The organism is Rhizobium sp. R693 (assembly GCF_002211315.1).
GTDB lineage: Bacteria > Pseudomonadota > Alphaproteobacteria > Rhizobiales > Rhizobiaceae > Rhizobium.
In genome coordinates, this window is record NZ_LOKY01000001.1 from 539,112 (window position 1) to 560,215 (window position 21,104).

At 59.9% G+C, this 21,104-nt stretch carries 20 protein-coding genes; 11 read left to right on the forward strand and 9 right to left on the reverse strand.

Going from position 1 to position 21,104, the window contains the following annotated elements; translation table 11 throughout:
• The first annotated feature begins 113 nt into the window (after positions 1 to 113).
• From ATY79_RS02640 to ATY79_RS02650, 3 genes are all read left to right on the forward strand, one after another.
• Positions 114 to 1,277 carry an IS110 family transposase gene (locus ATY79_RS02640; protein WP_088702962.1) on the forward strand — a complete coding sequence of 388 codons (1,164 nt, stop codon included), beginning with the start codon at positions 114 to 116 and terminating at the stop codon, positions 1,275 to 1,277.
• A gap of 384 nt (positions 1,278 to 1,661) precedes the next feature.
• Positions 1,662 to 1,967, forward strand: coding sequence for a hypothetical protein (locus ATY79_RS02645; RefSeq protein ID WP_088702963.1), 306 nt, complete (start codon positions 1,662 to 1,664; stop codon positions 1,965 to 1,967).
• A 304-nt stretch (positions 1,968 to 2,271) separates the two neighbouring features.
• The gene (locus tag ATY79_RS02650) at positions 2,272 to 2,514 is read left to right on the forward strand and encodes a helix-turn-helix transcriptional regulator (protein WP_088702964.1); all 243 of its coding nucleotides are present in this window, start codon (positions 2,272 to 2,274) and stop codon (positions 2,512 to 2,514) included.
• Positions 2,515 to 2,768: 254 nt separating this feature from the next.
• Here ATY79_RS02650 and ATY79_RS02655 read toward each other — a convergent pair whose 3' ends face one another.
• From ATY79_RS02655 to ATY79_RS02665, 3 genes are read right to left on the reverse strand one after another with little or no spacing between them, the layout of a single operon-like run.
• Positions 2,769 to 5,060, reverse strand: coding sequence for a xanthine dehydrogenase family protein molybdopterin-binding subunit (locus ATY79_RS02655; protein ID WP_088702965.1), 2,292 nt, complete (start codon positions 5,058 to 5,060; stop codon positions 2,769 to 2,771).
• Positions 5,057 to 6,040 carry a xanthine dehydrogenase family protein subunit M gene (locus tag ATY79_RS02660; RefSeq protein WP_088702966.1) on the reverse strand — a complete coding sequence of 328 codons (984 nt, stop codon included), beginning with the start codon at positions 6,038 to 6,040 and terminating at the stop codon, positions 5,057 to 5,059. The genes ATY79_RS02655 and ATY79_RS02660 overlap by 4 nt, the downstream gene beginning before the upstream one ends.
• On the reverse strand, positions 6,040 to 6,513 hold the full coding sequence (locus ATY79_RS02665) for a (2Fe-2S)-binding protein (RefSeq protein WP_088702967.1): 474 nt from the start codon (positions 6,511 to 6,513) through the stop codon (positions 6,040 to 6,042). The genes ATY79_RS02660 and ATY79_RS02665 overlap by 1 nt, the downstream gene beginning before the upstream one ends.
• A 232-nt stretch (positions 6,514 to 6,745) precedes the next feature.
• Between ATY79_RS02665 and ATY79_RS02670 the strand changes: the two genes are divergently transcribed.
• Complete coding sequence (locus ATY79_RS02670) at positions 6,746 to 7,339, forward strand: TetR family transcriptional regulator (protein WP_088703027.1); 594 nt, start codon at positions 6,746 to 6,748, stop codon at positions 7,337 to 7,339.
• A 59-nt stretch (positions 7,340 to 7,398) separates the two neighbouring features.
• On the opposite strand, the gene minE is transcribed toward ATY79_RS02670, so the two are convergent.
• From minE to ATY79_RS02690, 4 genes are all read right to left on the reverse strand, one after another.
• Positions 7,399 to 7,659 carry a cell division topological specificity factor MinE gene (minE, locus tag ATY79_RS02675; RefSeq protein ID WP_088690900.1) on the reverse strand — a complete coding sequence of 87 codons (261 nt, stop codon included), beginning with the start codon at positions 7,657 to 7,659 and terminating at the stop codon, positions 7,399 to 7,401.
• Complete coding sequence (gene minD / locus ATY79_RS02680; RefSeq protein WP_088702968.1) at positions 7,656 to 8,474, reverse strand: septum site-determining protein MinD; 819 nt, start codon at positions 8,472 to 8,474, stop codon at positions 7,656 to 7,658. Before minD ends, minE begins: the two co-directional genes overlap by 4 nt.
• 34 nt (positions 8,475 to 8,508) lie before the next feature.
• Positions 8,509 to 9,231: a septum site-determining protein MinC gene (gene minC / locus ATY79_RS02685; RefSeq protein ID WP_088702969.1), complete on the reverse strand. Its 723-nt coding sequence runs from the start codon at positions 9,229 to 9,231 to the stop codon at positions 8,509 to 8,511.
• A gap of 355 nt (positions 9,232 to 9,586) precedes the next feature.
• Positions 9,587 to 9,724 carry a DUF1127 domain-containing protein gene (locus tag ATY79_RS02690; protein WP_007797120.1) on the reverse strand — a complete coding sequence of 46 codons (138 nt, stop codon included), beginning with the start codon at positions 9,722 to 9,724 and terminating at the stop codon, positions 9,587 to 9,589.
• A gap of 365 nt (positions 9,725 to 10,089) precedes the next feature.
• Here ATY79_RS02690 and ATY79_RS02695 point away from each other — a divergent pair, with 365 nt between their 5' ends.
• Positions 10,090 to 12,174 (forward strand): transketolase C-terminal domain-containing protein, encoded by a 2,085-nt coding sequence (locus tag ATY79_RS02695; RefSeq protein WP_088702970.1) that lies wholly within the window; start codon positions 10,090 to 10,092, stop codon positions 12,172 to 12,174.
• A 3-nt stretch (positions 12,175 to 12,177) separates the two neighbouring features.
• Positions 12,178 to 13,386 (forward strand): 2-oxo acid dehydrogenase subunit E2, encoded by a 1,209-nt coding sequence (locus ATY79_RS02700; protein WP_088702971.1) that lies wholly within the window; start codon positions 12,178 to 12,180, stop codon positions 13,384 to 13,386.
• A 53-nt stretch (positions 13,387 to 13,439) separates the two neighbouring features.
• Here the strand turns inward: ATY79_RS02700 and ATY79_RS02705 are convergent, their stop codons facing one another.
• Positions 13,440 to 13,682, reverse strand: coding sequence for a hypothetical protein (locus ATY79_RS02705; RefSeq protein ID WP_245312300.1), 243 nt, complete (start codon positions 13,680 to 13,682; stop codon positions 13,440 to 13,442).
• Between the two features lie 168 nt (positions 13,683 to 13,850).
• Complete coding sequence (locus ATY79_RS02710; RefSeq protein WP_088702972.1) at positions 13,851 to 14,075, reverse strand: DUF1127 domain-containing protein; 225 nt, start codon at positions 14,073 to 14,075, stop codon at positions 13,851 to 13,853.
• Positions 14,076 to 14,187: 112 nt separating this feature from the next.
• Here ATY79_RS02710 and ATY79_RS02715 point away from each other — a divergent pair, with 112 nt between their 5' ends.
• From ATY79_RS02715 to ATY79_RS02735, 5 genes are all read left to right on the forward strand, one after another.
• A complete protein-coding gene (locus tag ATY79_RS02715; RefSeq protein WP_088702973.1) occupies positions 14,188 to 15,066 on the forward strand; it encodes a LysR family transcriptional regulator in 879 nt (292 codons plus the stop codon).
• 246 nt (positions 15,067 to 15,312) lie between these two features.
• Positions 15,313 to 17,055 carry an EAL domain-containing protein gene (locus ATY79_RS02720; RefSeq protein ID WP_088702974.1) on the forward strand — a complete coding sequence of 581 codons (1,743 nt, stop codon included), beginning with the start codon at positions 15,313 to 15,315 and terminating at the stop codon, positions 17,053 to 17,055.
• A gap of 59 nt (positions 17,056 to 17,114) precedes the next feature.
• Positions 17,115 to 17,573 (forward strand): ubiquinone biosynthesis methyltransferase UbiE, encoded by a 459-nt coding sequence (locus ATY79_RS02725; protein WP_189637949.1) that lies wholly within the window; start codon positions 17,115 to 17,117, stop codon positions 17,571 to 17,573.
• Positions 17,570 to 18,748, forward strand: coding sequence for a class I SAM-dependent methyltransferase (locus ATY79_RS02730; protein WP_088702976.1), 1,179 nt, complete (start codon positions 17,570 to 17,572; stop codon positions 18,746 to 18,748). Before ATY79_RS02725 ends, ATY79_RS02730 begins: the two co-directional genes overlap by 4 nt.
• The gene (locus ATY79_RS02735) at positions 18,745 to 21,102 is read left to right on the forward strand and encodes a SpoIIE family protein phosphatase (RefSeq protein WP_088702977.1); all 2,358 of its coding nucleotides are present in this window, start codon (positions 18,745 to 18,747) and stop codon (positions 21,100 to 21,102) included. Before ATY79_RS02730 ends, ATY79_RS02735 begins: the two co-directional genes overlap by 4 nt.
• The last annotated feature ends 2 nt before the right edge of the window (positions 21,103 to 21,104 follow it).

The following is a 21,104-nucleotide window of genomic DNA, read 5'->3' on the forward strand; positions in this document are numbered from 1 at the left end:
TGCTCGGGTTTAAATCCGTGCAATTTGGTAGATCCTATGAGGAGGGTGGATAGCGATCAGCACTGTGGCAAAGTGAGGTCGCTAAACACAAACACCCTACCTTGGAGGCAAGCATGCCCGTTGCAGCTCACCGATCCGAAGCGCTGACCGCTATCCGGACTGATCTTGGCGCAATCTTCGTCTCATTGGAACTCAGCCAATCGAAATGGCTGATCACCTCGCTGTCGCCGGGTGGCGGCGAGAAGCTGTCGAAGAATGCGGTGCTGGCCGGCGACGTCGCCGGCATGCTGGCGCGTTTTGCCGAACTCAAGAGGAAGGCGCGGGCGCGAACCGGGCGGTGCCTTCCGATCATTGTCGTCCAGGAGGCTGGGCTCGACGGCTTCTGGATCCATCGGGTGTTGGAGGCCGAGGGGATCGAAAGCCATGTCGTCGATCCGGCCTCGATTGCAACCTCGCGCCGGCGGCGTCGGGCCAAGACCGACAGGATCGACGGCGAAGCGCTGGTCCGGGCGTTGCTCGCTTATAAGCGGGGCGAGCCGCGGGTGTGTGCGATGGTCCGGGTGCCGACACCAGAGGAAGAGGACCGCCGCCGCCTCTCGCGTGAGCGCCAGGCCTTGACGAACGAGCGGATACGACACGTCAACCGCATCAAGGGCCTGCTGTTCAGCCAGGGCGTATCCGACTACGAGCCGTTGCGCCGCGATCGACGCAAGCGACTGGAGGAGTGTAAGACCGGCGATGGCCGTCCGCTGCCGGCACATTTGAATGCGCAGATCGAACGCGAACTCGATCGGCTGGAACTACTGCTCGAGCAGATCAAGGCTGTCGAGGCCGCCCGCGACGCCATGCTCTCCGCCACAACGGTCGTCTCGCCAGCACCGGCGATGTTGCTCACCTTGAAAGGCATCGGGCCGGAATTTACCGCCGTGCTCTGGTCGGAGGGGCTGTCGCGTCACTTCGACAACCGACGACAGGTTGCCGCCTATGCCGGCCTTGCGCCGACACCCTGGCAGAGTGGCTCGGTCGATCAAGACCAAGGGGTCTCAAAATCGGGCAATCCAAGGTTACGAACGACAATGATCCAGATGGCGTGGCTATGGGTGCGTCACCAACCGCACGCGGCGCTGACCTTGTGGTTTAGGGACCGGGTCAAGCTAAACGGCGGTCGCCTCAAGAAGACGACGATTGTCGCGCTCGCCCGCAAGCTGCTCGTCGCGCTGTGGAAATACGTCAATGCCGGCGTCGTTATCGAGGGCGCGGTCATAAAGACCGGCTGATCGGTTACCCGAACTGAATTCTGCAATCTTCCAGGACCCGATCAGTCCTGGCGGATCCAGGTGGACGAGCCGAGCAGTTGCATGGCCCAGAAAATGGGCCGCTGGTGTAGAAGGGTATCGTCCTCCTGAGCCCTATCCGCCCGCAAGCGGGATGTTGGTGCCGCTGTTTCGAACAGCGACCGTATATAAGTTGGATCTGGCTTGGCAACGAGCCGCGTCGCGCAATCGGGGCTCAGACCGTGGATACCGAAATAACCGACGGAGTGAAAAAAGTGTCACCCTGACGACAGTTCCGTATTGACCCTCCTCATATAAGCAACTGCCACCAGACACCCAGCCGCTAGACTCTTAGGATCGATGCAATCCTAGAGGGAGTGGTTGCGGATGGTCGATGTTTTGGGTGAGTTGAAGCGGACGAGTGCCGAGATCGGCGCTGAGATCGATGATCTGCGAAAGCGGATCGCGATGCTCGAACAGCAGAAAGCCGCCTTCGATGTCGTCATCAGCACATATGAACCAACCTATGCCGCCGCTACTTCCCCCGGTGTTTCTCGCCGCCGGAAGGTGAAGGCGGCGACGGCATCTCCGCCCTGTTCAAGGATTTCGATCGTCGAAGTTCACGCTTCGCACGCCCCGTCAGGCCGGGCGGCCAATCACAACAGCGGAATGCGCCGTAGCGTTCGCCCGTAAAGTCGGGCTGGAGCAGGACGACCACAGAATGGGAAAGATCGGGAATCGCTCCCAGGTGCTCGATCAGCTTGCCAAGTCAAACCGGGTACGGCGAGTTGGCAAGGTCGTTGGCCAACGTCACCTCTGACAGGTGGCGGCTTGATAGTGCTTCCAACTTTCCACCACGGGCCATTGTCATGATCATTGATGCTGATGTTTATTTATAATATCTTAGCATTTAAATTGTTAAGTCCGGATTGTTGCCAATAGGTTAGCGTTTAAACTGACGTCGCCAGCCGAAATAATAGCGGGCGTCGCAGCTCGTATGAAGCGCCGCCGCATCGACTTCAACCTTACGCAACGCGATCTCGCGGAGCGGTCCGGCGTGCCCTATGCATCGCTCCGACTGTTCGAGGAGAAGGGCAAGGCGTCCTTCGAAGCCGTCGTCAAGATCGCGTTCGCCCTAGAGGCGGAATCAGAGTTCGAGGCCTTGTTTCCTCCTCGGCCGGCGAAGACACTGCAGGACATCATTGGGCGTCCAGTCAGGCAGAGAGTGCGCAAGAAATAAGGTTTGTTTCCGTCAAAGAAATGAAGGTCGTACTCGACCTTGAAGGCTCGAAGCGAGAACTAGTGGGACATCCAGTTCCAGCCACTTCTTATGAACTGCTATTATCCGGTCGTTCACCATTCTCCCACTCGAGGACGGGCGGATAGTTTCCCCTGCGAATTTGCTCCCGCGCACTCCGGTGCGCGAGAACCCGGTTGGGCACGAACCCTATACTTCCCCGTCTGTCACCCACGCAAGCGACGATCACCTCAAAGTCACAGCAGCTTTTCGAGCGTTATCGGCAGGCCGCGGACGCGCTTGCCGGTTGCATGAAAGACAGCATTGGCGATTGCCGGGGCGACACCGACGATACCGACCTCGCCGACGCCTTTGCCTCCCAGTACCGAGGCATTGCGATCGGGGACGCCGACCGAGATCACCTGGATCGGCGGGATATCGGCATTGGTCGCAACCAGGTAGTCGCCGAGATTATTGTTGATGATCCGCCCGTTGCGCGGATCGACCAGGCCTTCCTCGAGAAGCGCCTGACCGATGCCCATGATGATGCCGCCGCGCCACTGGCTCTCGGCGAGCTTGGGGTTGTAGATCCTGCCGCAATCGAATGCCGAGACCATGCGGGAAACGCGGATCGTGCCAAAATCCTCGTCCACTTTGACCTCGACGAAATGCGCGCACCAACTGTGCATGGAGAACTCGCCCGCCGTCGGTCCCTGGATGCTTCCCATGGTCGTCCAGGCCTTCTTGTGCCCCTCCGGTCCCTGCTCTTCCTCTGGAAGGGTGTTTCGCCGCATCTCGATGCCGTCGCGGCCAAGGGCTGTCATGAGTTCCGAAATGGACACGGACAAGCCCCCGTCGCGCGGTACAAAGATCCGGCCATCGGCAACCATAAGCATATTGGCGCCAGTATCGCGGAAGGGTGAGGCGCCGTCGTTGAGAGCAAGTTCGATCAGTTCGTCGCGGGCGGCCAACGCGGCCTTGTGCACGGCCCCTGTGATGGCGCCGGCAAGCATCGAGCCGCCAGCGACCGTGGCGCCAGGGAGCGATGAATCGCCAAGCCGGACATTGATGCTTTCAGGCGGAACGCCGAGCACTTCCGCAGCGGTCTGGGCCAGGATCGTATAAGTACCCTGCCCCATGTCGATCGCGCCGCTGACGACTTCCACGGAGCCGTCGGAAAGGATCCGGATCAGTGCCTCGCTCGATGCGCGCAGAACGGGGAATGTGCCGCACGCCATACCCCAGCCGATAAGTTGCCTGCCGTCCCGCATCGAGCGCGGAGCAAAGCTGCGGCGCGACCAACCGAACGCCTCGCTGCCCTCCGAGAGCGCTTCGCGCAGCCGCCGGGTCGACCACGGCTTGCCGGACTGGGGATCACGCTCAGCATAGTTGCGAAGCCTGAGTTCGATGGGATCGACGCCGACGGCATAGGCAAGCTCGTCCATGGCGCATTCCAGACCGAAGGTGCTGGGGTTCTTGCCAGGGGCGCGCAGCGCTCCAGGCATGACCGTGTTCACGGGCACGAGAGCGTGTTTCGCCCTGAAATTATCCACCGCATACATCAGTGGGGTTGCCGCGTTTGTCTGTTCGGGAAAATCCGCATAGATAGCGGTTTCGCTCGACCCTTTGTGTACGATCGACTGCAGCACGCCATCGGCGTTGGCACCGAGTGCGATTGTCTGCCTGGTCGCTGCACGGCCGCCGTAGGCGGTGAATGTCTGTGGGCGCGTGACAGCAAGCTTCACCGGCCGGCCGAGCTTGCGGGCCGCAGCCGTTGCGATGGCGCCATAGGCGTAGGCAGTTGCCTTGGAACCGAAGCCTCCACCGATGAACGGTGAGACAATACGCACGCTCTCATTTGGCAGTCCGTACCATTCCGCATAGGTGCGGGCCATCCCGTGCGTCCACTGGCTGGGTTCCCAGACCGTCAGTTGATCGCCGTCCCACTTTGCCACGAGGCCATGCGGCTCGATCGCCACGTGATATTCGCGCGGCGTTCGGTACTCAGCCTCGATATGCACCGGTGAGGTGGCAAGCGCGGCCTCCGCGTCGCCCCAAGCCACCGTCAGCGCATCGATCAGCCTTCCTTCATCGGCTTTGGGATCGTCGAAGTCGACAATAGCCGACGTCTCTTCATAGGTGACATCGACCAGCCGGGCAGCTTCGGCGGCTTGTTCCAGCGTTTCACCGATCACGGCAGCGACCGCCTGGCCGTTGAAAGCGACATCGTTGGACAGAGGATGGTAAGGCTGGTTTTCCGGCCGGTTTCCATACCAGTCGGAGGCCATTTTCAGGCCAAGATCGATATCGGGCGTCAGCACCAACAGTGTGCCAGGCGCCGCCTGCGCCTTTCTGGCGTCGACTGTCACAACCCGACCGGCAGCGATCCGGCTCTGCACGAGGACCGCATAGGCCAGCCCCTCGACCGGTTGTTCCAAAGCATATGTTGCCCCACCAGTGATCTTCAGCCGGCCGTCGAAACGCGAGAGGCGACCGCCGATCGTACCGTCTGAGGCGTCGCCGCGTTTACGGGGTTCCATTATGGTCATGCGAGACCTCCCATCGTCAAAATGGCGCGCGCCACGACACGCGGCGCAAGTTCGATCTTGTAACGATTGCCGCCATGAGCGACGGCACCGTCGATCGCCAGTCGGCTTGCGGCATCGACCGTGCCGGCATCGAGAACCTTCCCGATCAGCGCTTTCTCGATCGACCGCACCCGCCACGGCTTGGTGGCAACGCCACCCAATGCAACGCGAATGTCGCGGACCGTTTTTCCGTCCGCCTCGAGTTCCAGCCCGACGGCTGCACTTGCGGCAGCAAACTCGTAAGACTGCCGATCCCGAACCTTGAGGTAGGTCGAGTTCCTGGCAACAGGTGACGCGGGAACGTTGACGGCCATCACCATCTCGCCGCGTTCAAGGAGCGTTTCACGTTCGGGCGTGTTGCCGGGAACGACGAAGAAATCATCCGCAGTGACTTTGCGGTCTCCTAGATCGATCGTTGCCTCCAGGGCAACCAGCGCAACGGCAAGATCACCCGGATAGGCGGCAATGCAGGCTTGGCTGGTGCCAAGCACCGCGTGATTGCGGGTCACACCGCCGATCGCCGAGCAGCCGGAGCCGGGATTGCGCTTGTTACAGGCAAAAAAGGTTCCGGGATCGCGAAAGTAGGGACAGCGCGTGCGCTGCAGAAGGTTGCCACCGATCGTCGCCATGTTGCGCAACTGCGGAGAAGCCGCCAGCAAAAGCGATTGTGAAATGGCCGGATAATTTGCCCGGATCCCTGGACTGCCGGCCACATCCTCCATTTTCGCAAGCGCGCCAATTGTGACACCATCGGCATCGGCCTTGATCTGTGACAAGCTGGCGAGGTGGCTGATGTCGATGACTGATTGAGGTTCGGCAACACCACATTTGGCGAGATCGAGAAGCGTCGTACCGCCTGCGAGCAACATCGCGCCTGATTGCGCGGCACGCTGGCGCGCGTCGTCGGGCGAGTTGGCTCGGAAATAGCTGAAATCTCTCATCACGCTATCTCCGCCGCTTCGCGCACGGCCGCCACGATGTGGTTATAGGCACCGCAGCGACAGAGATTGCCGGCCATGAATTCCCGGATCTCTTCGTCGGATCCGGCCCGTCCCTCACGGATACAGGCCACAGCCGACATGATCTGACCAGGTGTGCAATAGCCGCACTGGAAGGCATCATGCTCCAGGAAGGCGGCCTGCACCGGGTGCAGGTCGCCGCTTTCGGCCGCAAGCCCTTCAATGGTCGTGATGCTGCGCCCCTCCACCTGAGCTGCAAGCGTCAGACAGGCAAGCACGCGCTTGCCATCGACGTGCACGGTGCATGCGCCGCATTGCCCCTGATCGCAGCCCTTCTTCGTACCGGTGAGACCAAGTTTCTCACGCAGTGCATCTAGCAACATCGTGCGCGGTTCGACATCGAGCTCATGCCGCCGTCCGTTGATGTCAAGAAAGAGATGAACCGTTCGTGTCATGATAAGCTCCTGCCATCGTCACGAGATGAGGGTATATCCAGAACGAGGCTGGTCGCCATCGAAGAGCGCGCTACCTAGATGCGTGGGAAGCAAGTCTGGGCACGTTTCAACATGGCATCCTGCCTCCTTCTGGATTAAGAGGTAAAAGGCCCCCCGGATAAACGGAGGCGCCTCCGTTTAAGTTAGTGGCTTGCCGCCCCGCGTCAAGTCCCGAAAGTGCTTGGAGCTCATTTTGGCCTCGGCCCCGCCGAAGACAGCACCGCCCATACTGCAGCCGCTGCGCGCGGACGCACGGCGCAATCGCGATAAACTCATCGAAGTCGCCGCAGCCGCCTTCGCTGAAAGCGGCGTTGAAACCTCCTTGGAGGACATCGCCCGGAGGGCCGGTGTTGGCATCGGCACACTTTATCGGCACTTTCCGACACGCGAACATTTGGTCGAGGTGGTCTATCGCCGGGAGCTTGAGGGCCTTGCGACAGCGGCAAGACAACTGGCGGCGAGCCACGCAGCAGACGTTGCGCTGGAAGAATGGATGCATCGTTTTGTGGGATACATCGCCGCCAAGCGGGGGATGGCAGGCAGCCTGAAAATCCTGATGGACTCAAATGCCTCGTTGTTCGCAGAGGGCAGCGGCATCCTGCGAGGAGCCGCCGACGGGCTACTCAAAGCGGCGGCCGATCAGGGCTTCATTCGAAACGATATCGATACGACGGACCTTCTGCACGCCCTTTCGAGCATCTATTCCTTACCGGCGTCGCCGGAGTGGCGAGATCGCTCGAACCGGCTGATCGGCCTGTTGATGGACGGACTGCGGACGCAGAAATAACGCCATCGTCGAGCTCCCATGCCCAAAAGGAAAGCGGCGCTCTTGGCGCCGCCTTCAGTTCACGCCGCCCGAACGCTCGAGCCCAGCGGAATCTCCACATCGATTTCGAGGATCGACATGTGCTCGTCGCGATCCATCGTCACGCGAACCCTTTCACTATCGACCTGCACATGCTTGGCGATGACGGCGAGGATTTCCTCGCGCAACAGCGATATGAGATCGGATCCGGCCGAAACGCGCTCATGCGCGAGGAGTACCTGTAGGCGTTCGCGGGCCGCCGGGGCGGTCCTTTGTTTGCCAAAGAAGCTGAAGATGCTCATGCAGCGGCCCTCCGTCCAAAGATCTTGCCGAAGATGCCCCGCTTCTCTCCCGGGACGACGACCGGCAGTTCCTCGCCGGCCAGTCTGCGCGCAGCATCGAAATAGGCCATGGCTGGTGCGCTGCGGCTATCGGCCAGGGTGACTGGGGCACCGATATTGGATGCGCGCAGCACATCGCTGCTTTCCGGAATAATGCCAAGCAGCGGAATGGAGAGGATCTCCAGTACGTCATCGACCTTCAGCATGTCGCCGCGGTCAGCGCGGCTGGCATCATAGCGCGTCAACAACAGGTGCTTTTCCATCCGCTCGCCGCGCTCGGCCTTGGCCGTTTTGGAGTCCAGCAGGCCGATGATGCGATCGGAGTCGCGAACGGACGAGACCTCGGGGTTCGTAACGACCACGGCCACGTCGGCGTGACGCATCGCAAGTGTCGCACCGCGCTCGATCCCCGCTGGGCTGTCGCAGATAATCCAGTCGAAATGGCGCTTCAGATCGTTGATGACACGCTCGACGCCCTCGGCGGTGAGGTTGTCCTTGTCCCGCGTCTGCGAGGCCGGCAACAGGAAGAGCGTCTCCAGCCGCTTGTCGCGGATCAGCGCCTGAGAGAGCTTGGCGTCGCCCTGGATGACATTGATGAGGTCGTAGACGACCCTGCGCTCAGCGCCCATGACAAGATCGAGATTGCGCAGACCGACATCAAAGTCGACCACGACGACCTTCTCGTTCCTCTGCGCTAAGGCCGCTCCGAGGGCTGCGGTGGATGTGGTCTTGCCCACTCCGCCCTTGCCCGAAGTGACGACGATGACTTTCCCCATCTTTCTCTCCTGTGTGATAGCCAGCTTCGGGCCCCTAGATAAGTTTCTCTGCCTTGATCGAGTCGCCTTCCAGCCAGAGCTGAACGGCCTGCCCGCGAAGGCTCGGCGCTATGTCTTCCGCCATCTTGTAGATGCCGTCGATCGCGACCAGTTCGGCCTCAAGTTTGCGGCAGAAGATGCGTGCCGACGTATTCCCGACCGATCCCGCCATCGCGCGCCCCCTGAGCGTCCCGTAGACATGAACCGAACCCCCGGCAATAATTTCCGAACCGGATGCGACCGAACCGATGATCGTGACGTCGCCTTCCGGAAAAATCAGCGACTGACCGGAGCGGATCGGCTCGCGAATGACGATCGATTGCAGCGCTGGCCGGGTTTCGACGGCCGCTGGCTGCGTACGCACATCGATGACCGGCTCCTGCTGCGGAACCTCGAAGTCCGAGACCGGGCGCCCGCCCTTGAGTGCCGGCGGCATACCAGGCCCGATCAGCGAAGGCCGGCAGCCCTCGATACCCATGATGCTGACGTTGCGTTGCGCCAATTCCGCGATCAAGCCCTTGAGCTGCGCCCGGTCGATCTCCAGGTCGCTGACATCGAGCACAACCGGTCGCCCCAGGAAGAAGCCGGCGGAGCGGGCGGCAAGATCGTCTAGTCTTACCAGCCAGTCATCGAAGGGAAGATCTGGCGAAAGCATGACCGCCAGGAAGGAGCGGCCCTTGATGCGGATCGAGCGAGCGTCTGTTAGCACTTTGGTCATCTAGGTTAAGAAATCGTTGACCAATTTCTAATTCTGATTTGGTTAATAAATAGTTAATTTCTGGCGCCCAGATCGTTAACACGTCTCAATTCGCGCACTGCTAGAACTCGCAAGCGCGCGTCTGATGCGGGCTCGACACATCATCGCGCGCAGCCATGTCTTCAGGTGAAATTAAAGGTCGAGGCGCGCGTGAAGCAGCCAGACAAAGCTCTCCAATAATTGCCTGTCGCCGGCAAGATTTGAGCTGAAATGACGAACGAGGGACGTCCAACAATCCTCGCCAAAGATGATGTTACCCCCCAAAACAAGAAAGGCCCGCTCGCGCGGACCTTGATCTCTTGGTCTTCCGGAGGCCTTAGCGACCGTAAACCAGGCGCTTGATATCGCCGCGGGTAACGCCGATGTCCTTCAGTGCTGCGTCGTCCAATCTGGAAAGATCCCGGTATGCCTTACGGAGCTGAAGGAACTCTCCGATCCTGTTGCCGATTTTCATATCATATCTCCTTGTGCGTTGCACAATTATATATCTCATTGCTTCCTCAATGAGCACTTCGAAAACCGCATAAGAGGCATCTCGAATTTGCAATCTCGGCATGCAGCCGAGAAGAAATCGGGGCGAACCACTCGGCGCCTCGCGCCCCGACTGGCCATCACTCTTGCCGCCCGACGCAGCGCCCCGTCGCAGCGACGCGACCCAATCAGCGAACCAAAACCAACGTTCCGAATTGCATCTTCGCAATTTCGCGTTTCGGTGAAATGAACGTTTCACCACGATGCATTTTCGTCTCAAAACTGAAACGCAGTCCCTGCTAGATCGCACTAAACTTTTCAGAGATCAGAGATTTGGGAGGATCGAGGATGGCGCAGGCAACAGCGGCGGTTTTATTGCATGGCCGCAACGCACCCGATGAGAAAATGGACTGGCAACGCGTTGCACACCTTCTGCACCTTTCGCGCATTCTTGACGAGATGGAGGAGACGCGGCTCGTCCCCGAGAAGAAGGTCCTCTATCAATTCTCCGCCCGTGGCCATGACATGGCGCAGATCATCCTCGGCCTGCAACTGAAGAACCGCCACGACGCCACCTGCGGCTACTATCGCTCGCGCCCGTTGCTTCTCTCGCTGGGGGTCGATCCAGCCGACGCGCTCGGTTCTGCAATGGGCCGCGCTGGCGGCTATTCCGATGGCCGCGATATCGGCGTGGTCTTCAACTATCCAAACCGCAACGGCGCCTCGGCATTGCCGATGTGCGGCGGCGTCGGCGCCCAATACACGCCAACCGCGGGCTGGGCGCAGGCGCTGCAGTACCACGCGACCGTGCTGGGGAATCCCGAATTCAGTGAGGCGATCGCGGTCGTTCTTGGTGGTGATGGGTCGGTCGCATCAAACGGCTTCTGGTCGGCCCTGACGATCGCCACGACGCAGAAGCTGCCGATGCTTTTTTACGTCGAAGATAACGGCTACGGAATCTCGGTCCCCTCCGATCTGCAGACGCCGGGCGGAAACATCGCATCCAATCTCGCGAGCTGGCGCGACCTTGCGATCTTCGAAGGTGACGGCTGCAATCCCGCCGATGTGGCTCGCCTCACCCAGCACGCCGTCGGCTTCGTACGCGAACATCGAATGCCCGCCCTCTTGCGGCTGACCGTCCCTCGCCTGGAGGGGCACAGCTTCCAGGACACGCAGTCCTACAAGAGCGAGGCTGTCGTCAAAGCGGAATGGGCTCGCGATCCGCTGCCGCGCCTGCGAGACTACCTGGTTCCATCGGTGATGAGTGCTGATGATTGGGAAACCTGCAGGCTGGAGGCAGGCGATGTTGCTGAACGAGCCCGCCTCGAGGCGGAAGGCCGTGGCGTTGCACCGGTCGGAACCGTCACGCAGCATGTATTCTTCGAGGGCGCAATGCAGACGATGGGTGGCCAGCATGGCGACGGCTACCAGCCCCCTGAATGCAGCGACGAGGCGATACCGGACGGCCAGCGCATCAACATGGTCACGGCGATCAGGCGGACGCTCGACCACGAATTGACGATCAACGAGCGTGTGGTGCTGTTTGGCGAGGACATCGGTCCGAAGGGTGGGGTCCATGCGGTCACGCTGGGGCTGCAGGACAAGTTCGGCAAGGAACGCGTCTTCGACACGTCGCTCTCGGAGGAAGGCATCGTCGGGCGCGCCGTCGGGATGGCGCTTGCGGGGCTTGTTCCGGTTCCGGAAATTCAGTTCCGGAAATATGCCGAGCCCGCGACGGAACAGATCAACGATTGCGGCACGATACGGTGGCGTACCAACAATCGCTTCGCCGCGCCGATCGTCCTGCGCATGCCTGGCGGCTTCTTCAAGTGCGGCGACCCTTGGCACAGCCAGACGAACGAAGTTGCCTTCGTCCATCAACCGGGCTGGAAGGTCGCTGTCCCCTCGAACGCAGACGACGCCGTCGGGCTCTTGCGCACCGCATTGCGTGGCAACGATCCGGTAATCTTCTTCGAGCACCGCGCCATGCTCGATCATCCGTGGGCACGCCGTCCCTACCCCGGTGACGATTACGCCCTTCCCTTCGGGAAGGCGCGCTTCACACGCAAGGGGGATGCGCTCACGATCGTGACCTGGGGCGCAATGGTTCCTCGTTGCGAGGAGGCGGCTGACGCTATCGCTGCCGATGTCATTGACCTTCGCACCTTGATGCCATGGGACCGCGAAAGCGTCATCTCATCCGTTCGCCGCACACGACGTTGCCTGATCGTCCACGAGGATCTTGGAACGGCCGGCTTCGGCGCGGAGATTGCCGCCGTTGTTGCCGATGAGGCCTTCATGGATCTCGACGCGCCGGTATCGCGGTTGACGATGCCGGATATTCCAAGCCCCCATAACCCTGCCCTGCTCGACTGGGCGGTCCCATCGGTCGACCGCATCAGACAGAAAATCATGGCGCTCGTGGAGTACTGAAACATGGTCGATTTCGCGGAAGTCCTGGTCCCCGCAGAGCAGGAAGGCACGAAGGCAGTTGTCCGCAACTGGTTGAAACAACCCGGAGAGACCGTCGCTCTGGACGACCCGCTCGTCGAGCTGGAAACCGACAAGGTCACACAGGAGATCTCTGCGCCCGCAGCAGGAATCCTTGACGAGATTGTCATGGTGTCAGGCGCGGATGTCGTGCCAGGGTCGGTTCTCGGTCGTATTCGTCTGACCGAAGCGCCCGCCGGGGCTGGTCGTCAGCCGGAGGCTCGGCCCCTGGCTTGTGGCGACACGGGCGCTGCTGACAGCGAACGCTTCTCGCCGGCAGTTCGAAGCGCCGGCCAGCAATACGGTATCGATCCAGCCAAGGTGGCCGGCACTGGTAAGGACGGCCGCGTGACGCGCTCAGACATGGACGCAGCGTTCAAGGCAACGCAGCAAATGGTGAGCGATGAAGAGCCATCCAGCTCCCGATCTCGTATCCTGGCGCGCGATCCGATCGGCCCTCGCTCGCACATGATTACCCATACACCCATGCGGCTCTCGATCGCCCGGCACATGCAGCAATCGGTCACGACGGCCCCGCATGTCACCTCAATCTTCGAGGCGGATTTCACCGCAGTCATCAAGCATCGGGAAAGCAACCGGACAGCGTTTGCCGCAAAGGGGGTCAACCTTTCCTACACCGCCTATATCGTCGGCGCCTGCGTAGCTGCCATGCAGGCCGTGCCTGAGGTCAACAGCCGTTGGCATGATGACCATCTGGAGATCTTCAACGATATCAACATTGGCGTCGGAATGGCGCTCGGCGACAAGGGTTTGGTGGTTCCGGTGATCCGGCAGGCGCAAGATCTATCACTGTCTGCGGTCGCAACCAAACTTCAGGAATTGACGAACCGTGGAAGGGCGGGCGGCCTTACCAACACGGATATGCGCGACGGCACGTTTACCATCTCGAACCATGGTGTGTCGGGCTCTTTGGTCGCTGCCCCCATCATCATCAATCAGCCGCAATCGGCGATCCTCGGCGTCGGGAAAGTGGAAAAGCGTGTCGTTGTTCGCGAGGTCGACGGCGTCGATACCATCCAGATCCGACCGATGGCCTATGTGTCGCTGACGATCGACCATCGCGCGCTTGACGCGCATCAGACAAACGCCTGGCTGACACGCTTCGTCGAAACCCTTGAAGGTTGGCGCGGATAGCACCGGCACTGCGCGGAAAATAAAGGGGCGCATGGCGGCGCGCCCCTTTGCAGTCATTTGGCTATCGTCAAGGCCGGATTGTGCGCAAAGACGTTGTGCGGCTCGATATGGATCGTCTTCCATTCGGTCGAGATCACAGGCCAATCCTCGATGCGTGGGATATGGTGGAAGCCGGCCGCGAACCAGGTCACGATATCCTTGCCCACCAGCGGCTTGTTTGCCTTGACCGATTGCGACAGCGTATCCGAGCCTTCGCTCTGCATCACATATTTGCCGCCCGCATATTGATGATCCACACCGAATACTCGCTTAGGCGTTCCGCCTCATCGGCGGGTCCTTGGCAAAGTCGAACGGGCCGTAGGCAACATCGCCATGGATCATCATGCCGCAAACATTAGTGCAACATCGCACTCGATGCGCACCGATGCCTTCAAGGATTACACATGGCGGACAGGCAGAGACACCTACGGCCATAGGCTCCAGAACCAGGACTTGCCGATCTCGGCCGAAGCCTCTTGCGGCGTGATCCCGATATCTTCAAGCTGATCCCTGGTCAGTTCCGCGATCGCCCGTCGGCTGCGACGTTTCTCTAAGTGCCAGGATAGAGATGCCAGCGCGCCTCTGAAAGCGCTTCGCAGCGAAGCGGCATCACTTTTCCAATCCAGTTCTTTCCTGAGGTCGGTCGACATTTCGCTCTCCTGTCACAGCAATCCGCCAGGTAAACAGCGGAACGCCAAGGATAAGCCTGGCGAACACATCGAATGAAGATTATGATGCTCATGCAAAGCATAAGGATTTTTTATGATATTCAGCCTTGATCAACTCTTGGCCTTTGTCACCGTCATCGATCTGGGGAGTTTCACGGCGGCAGCCGACAAGGTTGGCCTGACCCAGCCGGCCGTCAGTCTGCAGGTCAAACTGCTCGAGCAGCGACTTGGGGTTCGGCTGATCGAGCGCGTCGGGCGACGCGCTCTGCCATCGCCCGCCGGCGCGGATCTCCTCATTCACGCCAGGCGCATCCTGGACGAATGCGGAGCGGCGGCCGATGCAATGACGCCACATCGAGAGGGTTCGGCCGGCCGAGTGAGGATCGGCAGCGGCGGGACGGCCTCAATACACCTGCTTCCTCGTGCAATCGCGTCCGCGAAAAGGCGAATGCCAGGGCTTGAGATCACCGTCCGGATCGGCAACACCGAAGAGGTCTTGCGTGATCTCGAGGCCAACACGCTCGACCTCGCCGTTGTCACCCTTCCGGCCTCGGGCCGGTCGCTGGAAGTCGAGCCCTTCTACGAGGACGAGTTGCTGGCAGTGGCGCCCAAAAACAGCGAAATGCCCGCAGGAGGACCCGACGCCGCGTTTCTCAAGGACAAGGTTCTCATGCTTTATGAGGGCGGCAACACGCGCGCTGCCACGAATGAGTGGTTCTCGAAGGCCGGCTTGCTGGTTGAGCCTGCGATGGAGTTCGGAAGTGTTGAAGCAATAAAGGAGCTTGTCGCGGCAGGATTGGGCTGGTCGCTGCTGCCTGCACTCGCGTTGAAGCAAGAGCGCGCAGGTTTTCTCGCGACGTCGCCTGTCAGGCCGCGCCTGGTCCGCCAGCTCGGCATTGTTTTGCGACGGGACAAGCACCTCACCAAAGGACTCCGGGAGGTCGTCAAGTGTCTGCGCGAATTCCGCCGCTAGTGTTAACGCGAACACTCTTGGCGGCGACAGCCGTTGCCCTCATGTGTGGCTCAAATGATCCGGCCAGCGCACTCTTTGCGTATATCGCGCATCTGCCATTCAGGTGAAGAACCACAATGGTGCCTTATGGTAGCGTTTTCGATTGACTACAACACTGCATGCGCTAGCTCTTGTATAAAGAGCTGATTCTGTATTGCTGGGATAAATCGCACTTAGGCGCAGGCGCAACGAGGAGGCCCACCCCATATGCCGGAAAATCGTGCGAATTGGCCTAAGCTGGTTCCACAAGGATCCGAGTTCTTCCGCCGCGCCGAGGCAGTCTTCTCGCTTTGGGATCTCGACCTCGTTCTCGTCGATTGGTCCGAAAAACTCGCGGCGCGCTTGGGCTTCGGTGAACAGCCGCCAACGAAGTTGGGTGATATCTACCCAGCGCTGGCAAACCCTCCCTCTGCAGACCTCGTACAACGCGTCATCAAGACCGGCCGGCCACAATCCATCCGGCTGGGTGTATCAACCGACGACAGGTATGACCTGCTGCTGCTGCCGGCCAAGGAGGGATTGGCAATCGTCGAAATCGGCGCAGCCGATCGCAACGAGACGACAACTGCGCACGAGCAGGAACGAGCGCTGCTCCTGCACCAGGCAACCCATGACGTCCTGACCGGGCTGCCCAACCGCAGGCAGTTCAGCGATGAATTGGGGCGGCTTCTTCCGACCAACGACAGGAGCGGTCTTGCGCTGATGCAGCTCGACCTCGACGACTTCAAGCCAGTCAACGACACACTGGGGCACGGCGCTGGAGACATTGTTCTGAAGCTTGCTGCCGGCAGGATCCGCAGTGTGCTCGGCACGGACGAGACAGCCTTCCGTCTTGCCGGAGACGAATTCGCGATCATACAGACTGCGCAAGGGCAGCCGGGCAAGGCCGAGCGCCTGGCTGACGCGCTGGTTGGCGAATTCAAAAAGCCATTCGTGGTAGACGGCATCACTGTCTTTGTGGGAGCCAGTATCGGTATTGCGATTGCGCCCCGCGATGGCGATGAGGGCGAGCAATTGATGAAAGCGGCAGACGTCGCCCTTTATGCTGCCAAAAAGGAAGGACGCCGTCGCGCGCGAACCTTTGACCCCAGCATGTTGGTGGTGCTGGAACAACGCGAATTGCTAAGGCGCAGCCTCAGGGTCGCGCTCCAGCATGGCGAGTTCTTCCTCGAATATCAGCCTCTTGTCGACCGCTCGCGCATCGTAACGGGCTTCGAGGCCCTCCTGCGCTGGCGCCATCCAAGGCTCGGCGTGATCCCCCCGATCGCGTTCATCCCGATGGCAGAGGCCGATGGGCTGATGAGCGAAATCGGCCAATGGGCGCTCGAGGAGGCCTGTCGGCAGGCTCTGAACTGGCCAGACCACTACACCGTTGCCGTCAATCTATCCCCGGCGGAGTTCCTGACGGCAGGCTTCACCGACCGCGTGTCGCAAACTCTCGATCTTGTCGGCTTTCCCGCCGAACGCCTGGAACTCGAGATTACCGAAACCGTTCTTCTGGAGCGCACGATCAACAATCTCGATACTTTGAACATTCTGAACGTGCTTGGCATCCAGATTTCCCTCGATGATTTCGGGACGGAGTATTCATCCTTGAGTTATCTGAAGAATTTCCCCTTCGATAACATCAAGATCGACAAGTACTTCGTCAACGACCTCCTGAGCGACGAAAAGAGCCGGACGATCGTGCGCTCTGTTATTTCGCTGTCGCATGGGCTCGGCATGCGCGTCACTGCCGAAGGCGTGGAGACTGCCGAACAGGCCGCGTGGCTCTTGGAGGAAGGCTGCGACAGATTGCAGGGGCATTTCCTGAGCCCGCCGATGCATGTGGATCACATTCGCCAATTCATCGCCCCCCGCAAAGGACGGCGGGGGAACGGCGGCGGGACCAGGAGCACGACGGGTCCGGAGGCAGCCGGGATGGCGATTGGCCAGGGAGGTGCAGGTTGAAAAGGCAGGAGGCGACGGCGACGACAGACGCGGCTTTCGAGCAACTCCTCAATCTGGAAATGGAGATGGCAACGTTCACGTCCGACTGGCTGCATTGCGACCAGCTCTCGAACTATGTCGCCCGAATGGTCAGCCATGACCGCCGTGATCCGCTGCGCCATTCCAACCTTCTGTCCTCGGCGCTCAACGAGCTCCTGGAGATGTCGTTTCGCTCGCAGGCGCAGCAGGGTGAACTGATATGCGTCTTCTATCGCCATCAACAAATCGAGCGGATCGAGCTGAGTTTTCCGTGCCCGTCGCAACAGCACCGTTTTTACGCTGAACTCGTCCAGGGTCTGAAACACAGTGGAAAACTGGCAAACTACGTGGAGGTCATCGCCGACGAGACGGCTCCCCTGGAGCAAGCGATCCTGTTGGGATTGGCGGTCAACTATGACGCGGACATAGAGCTGCGCGTTTCGACTGCCGACGCCCTCACCTTCGTTGTCGACCTGCCGCTCGCGAGGCTCCTCAATTGACCCCGAACAGCTCTTCACCTGTCTTCACGACGAAGTTCGACACCGGCAATCAGGAGTTTGCAGCAACAGGCGTTCTTCGGCCCCGTTCGGTCGCCGACATCGCGGATGATCTATTGCTGCTGCGAGACAAGATTGAAACGGTCCAAGGGGTGTTCTACGTCAATCTGAAACGCGTCACCCACATGAACAGCACTGCATTCCGCGCCCTGGCGCGGGTCCTGGTCGACGCCTCACGTTCACGGCCGGAGTTGAAGATTGTCGTTCTCACGTCGAGTGTTGTCACCTGGGCGACGCAAATGTTTCGGCATCTGAGCGAACTCTCGCCCAATATCTCCATGGAGATCTATGACTCGGCCTTTTATCCCGGCCAGACATTTGTCGAGGACAAGAGCTTCATCCCTATTCTCCGGACCCAGACGAAAATGACCTGGCGTCACGAACGGGAGATTTTGCCACGGCACGGACTGCGCTGCGGCATGGCGATCGCGGACATTTGCTGCGGCATCGGTGATTTCGCGATGCTTGTCAGGAAGGAATTCGACCCGGCCAGAATCGTTGCGCTCGACCATTCCATGGCAAGCCTCGACTATGCGCGCACCGTTGCGGAAGACTTCTGTGTCCGCGATATCGAGTACACCTATGGCGATGCATCGCAGACGCTATACGAAAGCGACCAGTTCGATTTTGTGACGTGCCGGCACTCCCTGCAGATCTTCGACCGGCCCGAACTCCTCTTGCGGGAGCTTTATCGGATCTGCAAGCCCGGCGGCAGGGTTTATATCACCAATGAAAAGAACTCCCACTGCCTGGGCGAGCCGCGCGCCGACAGCATCCAGTGGACCTATAACGAGGTTGCCAAGCTCTTTCGCCATTTCGACATGGATGTCGAAATGGGGCCAAAGGGCTCTCGCCTGTTGCTGGATACTGGTTTCGAGGATGTAAGGATCGAAAGTTTCATGGTCACCAACCTCGACGGCGACCCGCAGGAGTTCGCCGATGTCATCGAAGCCTGGGAGGATGTCTACGCAGGCGAGATGTCCGTCAGACGCGGGGACTCTCCTGAGTTCATCGCGCGGTTCAGGCAGGGTTTCAGAGATCATATCTTTGCCGCGCTTCACCCGAGGGGCTATGCAGGCTGGCCGATCTGGGCGGCGTCGGGACAGAAGCCGCTATGACCGGTCGATTAAAGAAGCCAAGCCTCGGATTACGCTCGTTTCGGACGAAATTCATCATTGTCGTTGGCGGCGCCGTGCTTTTCGATCTTCTTGTCAGCGGCAGCCTTGCGCTCTGGAATGTACAGCGGCTATCGCGCGATGCGACCACTCAGGTCGGCGAGGGCCTTGAAAAGGCGAGCCAGGATTATATCCGCTCCTCTACCGATTCCACGGTCGCGCAGGTTGGTCTGCTTCTCGACCAGGTGCATTCCGACGTCAAAGCGCTCGCCGGCGTGCTGCAGGCGCAGATCGATCGACCGACGAGAAACAATGAGGTCGGGGCGGCAATGGCCAAAGCTGATCCCGACGCTGTGACGGTCACCTTCGACAGCACCGGCGGCTGGGCGCAGAACGCACCCGGCTCACCATCCGTCGTCAGTGTCTGGGGTTACCTTCTCGACAAAAATCATCGTCCGCTGCCGCAAGTGCAGGCCGACATCGAAACCAGCGCCGTTCTTGATCTCGTTGCCCCGAACCTCCTGCAAAACGGAGCCTCCAAACTTCAAATGTACTATATCGGCCCGAAGGAACGGCCGATTTTTAGAACGGCTCCCTATACGGACCAGGCGCAGACCTTCGACAAGCTCTATCCCGGCCACAATGGGGCGAACTTCTGGGACTTCTTCTTTCCGGGCATCTACGAGTCATGGCAGCAATGGGCGCGAAATCCAGCCTCACGCCCCGTTCCTGAAAACATTACCCAGACCGCGCCCTACACAGACGCCATTACAGGAAAGCTGATCGTCAGCTTCTTCCACCCTCTGTGGACGGCCGACCACCGCGACGTGGCCGGGATTGCCGGCGCCGACATAACGCTCGACCAGCTGGCCGAAATTGTTGAACACGTGAAGGTCGCGGAAAGCGGTTTCGGCTTCCTTGCCATGTCCAACGGCAATGTTGCTGCAATCAACCGAACCGGAGAAAAGATCATCGGCTTGCGCGCGGCAAGCGACGCGACCAACCAGGGCGTGACAGGGGTTGACCGCTCGCTGCGAAACAGTTCGCAAAAGGCAATTGCCTCTCTTCCACTCGATGCCGATGGCGTCATTCACCACATTTCACTGAGCGAAAATGGCGAAGACGTGCCCTATCTGGTGGTCACCAAACAGCTCCGCCCGTCCAATCTGTGGGTCAAGGGTCCGGTTCAGCGCGAAGTCATGTCGCTTGGCATCGTCGTACCGGAGCGGGAGATTTATGCCTCGCTCATTGCTGCCAGGGAGCAGATAGCGCGAGCAACCAACCGTATCCTCCTCTATCAGATCCTCGCAGTTCTGGTGTCACTGCTCATCGTTGCGGCCGCGGTATTTGCGGCGTCGAAGCGCATCACCAGCGGCATCAGTGCTTTGGCAGCCGCAGCAAAGCGCATTGAAGCGAAGGACTATTCCGTACGGGTGGCGATTACCAGCAAGGATGAGGTCGCCCAGGCCGGGATTGCCTTCAATCGCATGGCCGAACAAATCAGCTTCCACACCGAGAACCTCGAAAATCTGGTCGAGGAGCGGACAAAGGAGATCGAGGCGGCAAAGGAAGAAATCTCGGCGTTGAATAGGCAGCTGAAGAGCGAGAACCTGCGCCTTGGCGCAGAACTCGATGTGGCCAGACATATCCAGATGATGGTGTTGCCGCGCGCGACCGAGCTCGGCGCCGTCGAGCATCTGGATATTGCCGCCTACATGCGTCCTGCCGACGAGGTTGGCGGCGACTACTATGACGTCCTGCAAAATGGCAGGAGCCTGAAGATCGGCATTGGTGACGTTACGGGTCATGGCCTGGAAAGCGGCGTCCTGATGCTGATGGTACAATCGGTCGCCCGAGCCTTGCTGGAGGCGGGAGAAACCGACCCTTCGAAATTCCTTGCACACCTGAACCGGGCGATCTTCAAGAATATCGAGCGAACGAGGACCGATAAGCACCTCAGCTTGTCTTTTCTTGACTACGATGGTGAGCGACTGACGATCTCTGGACAACATGAGGACCTCATCGTCATTCGCCAGACAGGCGAAGTCGAGCGGATAGATACCGGTGACCTCGGCCTGCCGGTTGGACTTGAATCGGATATCTCGCCTTTTGTCGATACTCGGGAGATATCCTTCGAGAAGGGCGACCTGATCGTGCTTCATACCGACGGTGTCACGGAAGCCGAAAATACACGTGGCGAGCTGTTCGGCATCGATCGGCTTTGTCAGAGTGCGCGGCGCCTGCACGGCCAAACCGCCGAAGAGGTAAAGGACGGTATCATCGAAGGGCTGATGGCCTATATCGGAACGCAAAAGATACATGATGACATCACACTGGTTGTGATGCGGCATAGGTGATG

Coding starts and splice junctions, on each gene's coding strand:
- ATY79_RS02640 (WP_088702962.1), top strand. CDS start 114: ATGCCCGTTGCAGCTCACCGATCCGAAGCGCTGACCGCTATCCGGACT.
- ATY79_RS02645 (WP_088702963.1), top strand. CDS start 1,662: ATGGTCGATGTTTTGGGTGAGTTGAAGCGGACGAGTGCCGAGATCGGC.
- ATY79_RS02650 (WP_088702964.1), top strand. CDS start 2,272: ATGAAGCGCCGCCGCATCGACTTCAACCTTACGCAACGCGATCTCGCG.
- ATY79_RS02655 (WP_088702965.1), bottom strand. CDS start 5,060: ATGACCATAATGGAACCCCGTAAACGCGGCGACGCCTCAGACGGTACG.
- ATY79_RS02660 (WP_088702966.1), bottom strand. CDS start 6,040: ATGAGAGATTTCAGCTATTTCCGAGCCAACTCGCCCGACGACGCGCGC.
- ATY79_RS02665 (WP_088702967.1), bottom strand. CDS start 6,513: ATGACACGAACGGTTCATCTCTTTCTTGACATCAACGGACGGCGGCAT.
- minE (WP_088690900.1), bottom strand. CDS start 7,659: ATGAGCATCTTCAGCTTCTTTGGCAAACAAAGGACCGCCCCGGCGGCC.
- minD (WP_088702968.1), bottom strand. CDS start 8,474: ATGGGGAAAGTCATCGTCGTCACTTCGGGCAAGGGCGGAGTGGGCAAG.
- minC (WP_088702969.1), bottom strand. CDS start 9,231: ATGACCAAAGTGCTAACAGACGCTCGCTCGATCCGCATCAAGGGCCGC.
- ATY79_RS02690 (WP_007797120.1), bottom strand. CDS start 9,724: ATGAAAATCGGCAACAGGATCGGAGAGTTCCTTCAGCTCCGTAAGGCA.
- ATY79_RS02695 (WP_088702970.1), top strand. CDS start 10,090: ATGGCGCAGGCAACAGCGGCGGTTTTATTGCATGGCCGCAACGCACCC.
- ATY79_RS02700 (WP_088702971.1), top strand. CDS start 12,178: ATGGTCGATTTCGCGGAAGTCCTGGTCCCCGCAGAGCAGGAAGGCACG.
- ATY79_RS02710 (WP_088702972.1), bottom strand. CDS start 14,075: ATGTCGACCGACCTCAGGAAAGAACTGGATTGGAAAAGTGATGCCGCT.
- ATY79_RS02715 (WP_088702973.1), top strand. CDS start 14,188: ATGATATTCAGCCTTGATCAACTCTTGGCCTTTGTCACCGTCATCGAT.
- ATY79_RS02720 (WP_088702974.1), top strand. CDS start 15,313: ATGCCGGAAAATCGTGCGAATTGGCCTAAGCTGGTTCCACAAGGATCC.
- ATY79_RS02725 (WP_189637949.1), top strand. CDS start 17,115: ATGGAGATGGCAACGTTCACGTCCGACTGGCTGCATTGCGACCAGCTC.
- ATY79_RS02735 (WP_088702977.1), top strand. CDS start 18,745: ATGACCGGTCGATTAAAGAAGCCAAGCCTCGGATTACGCTCGTTTCGG.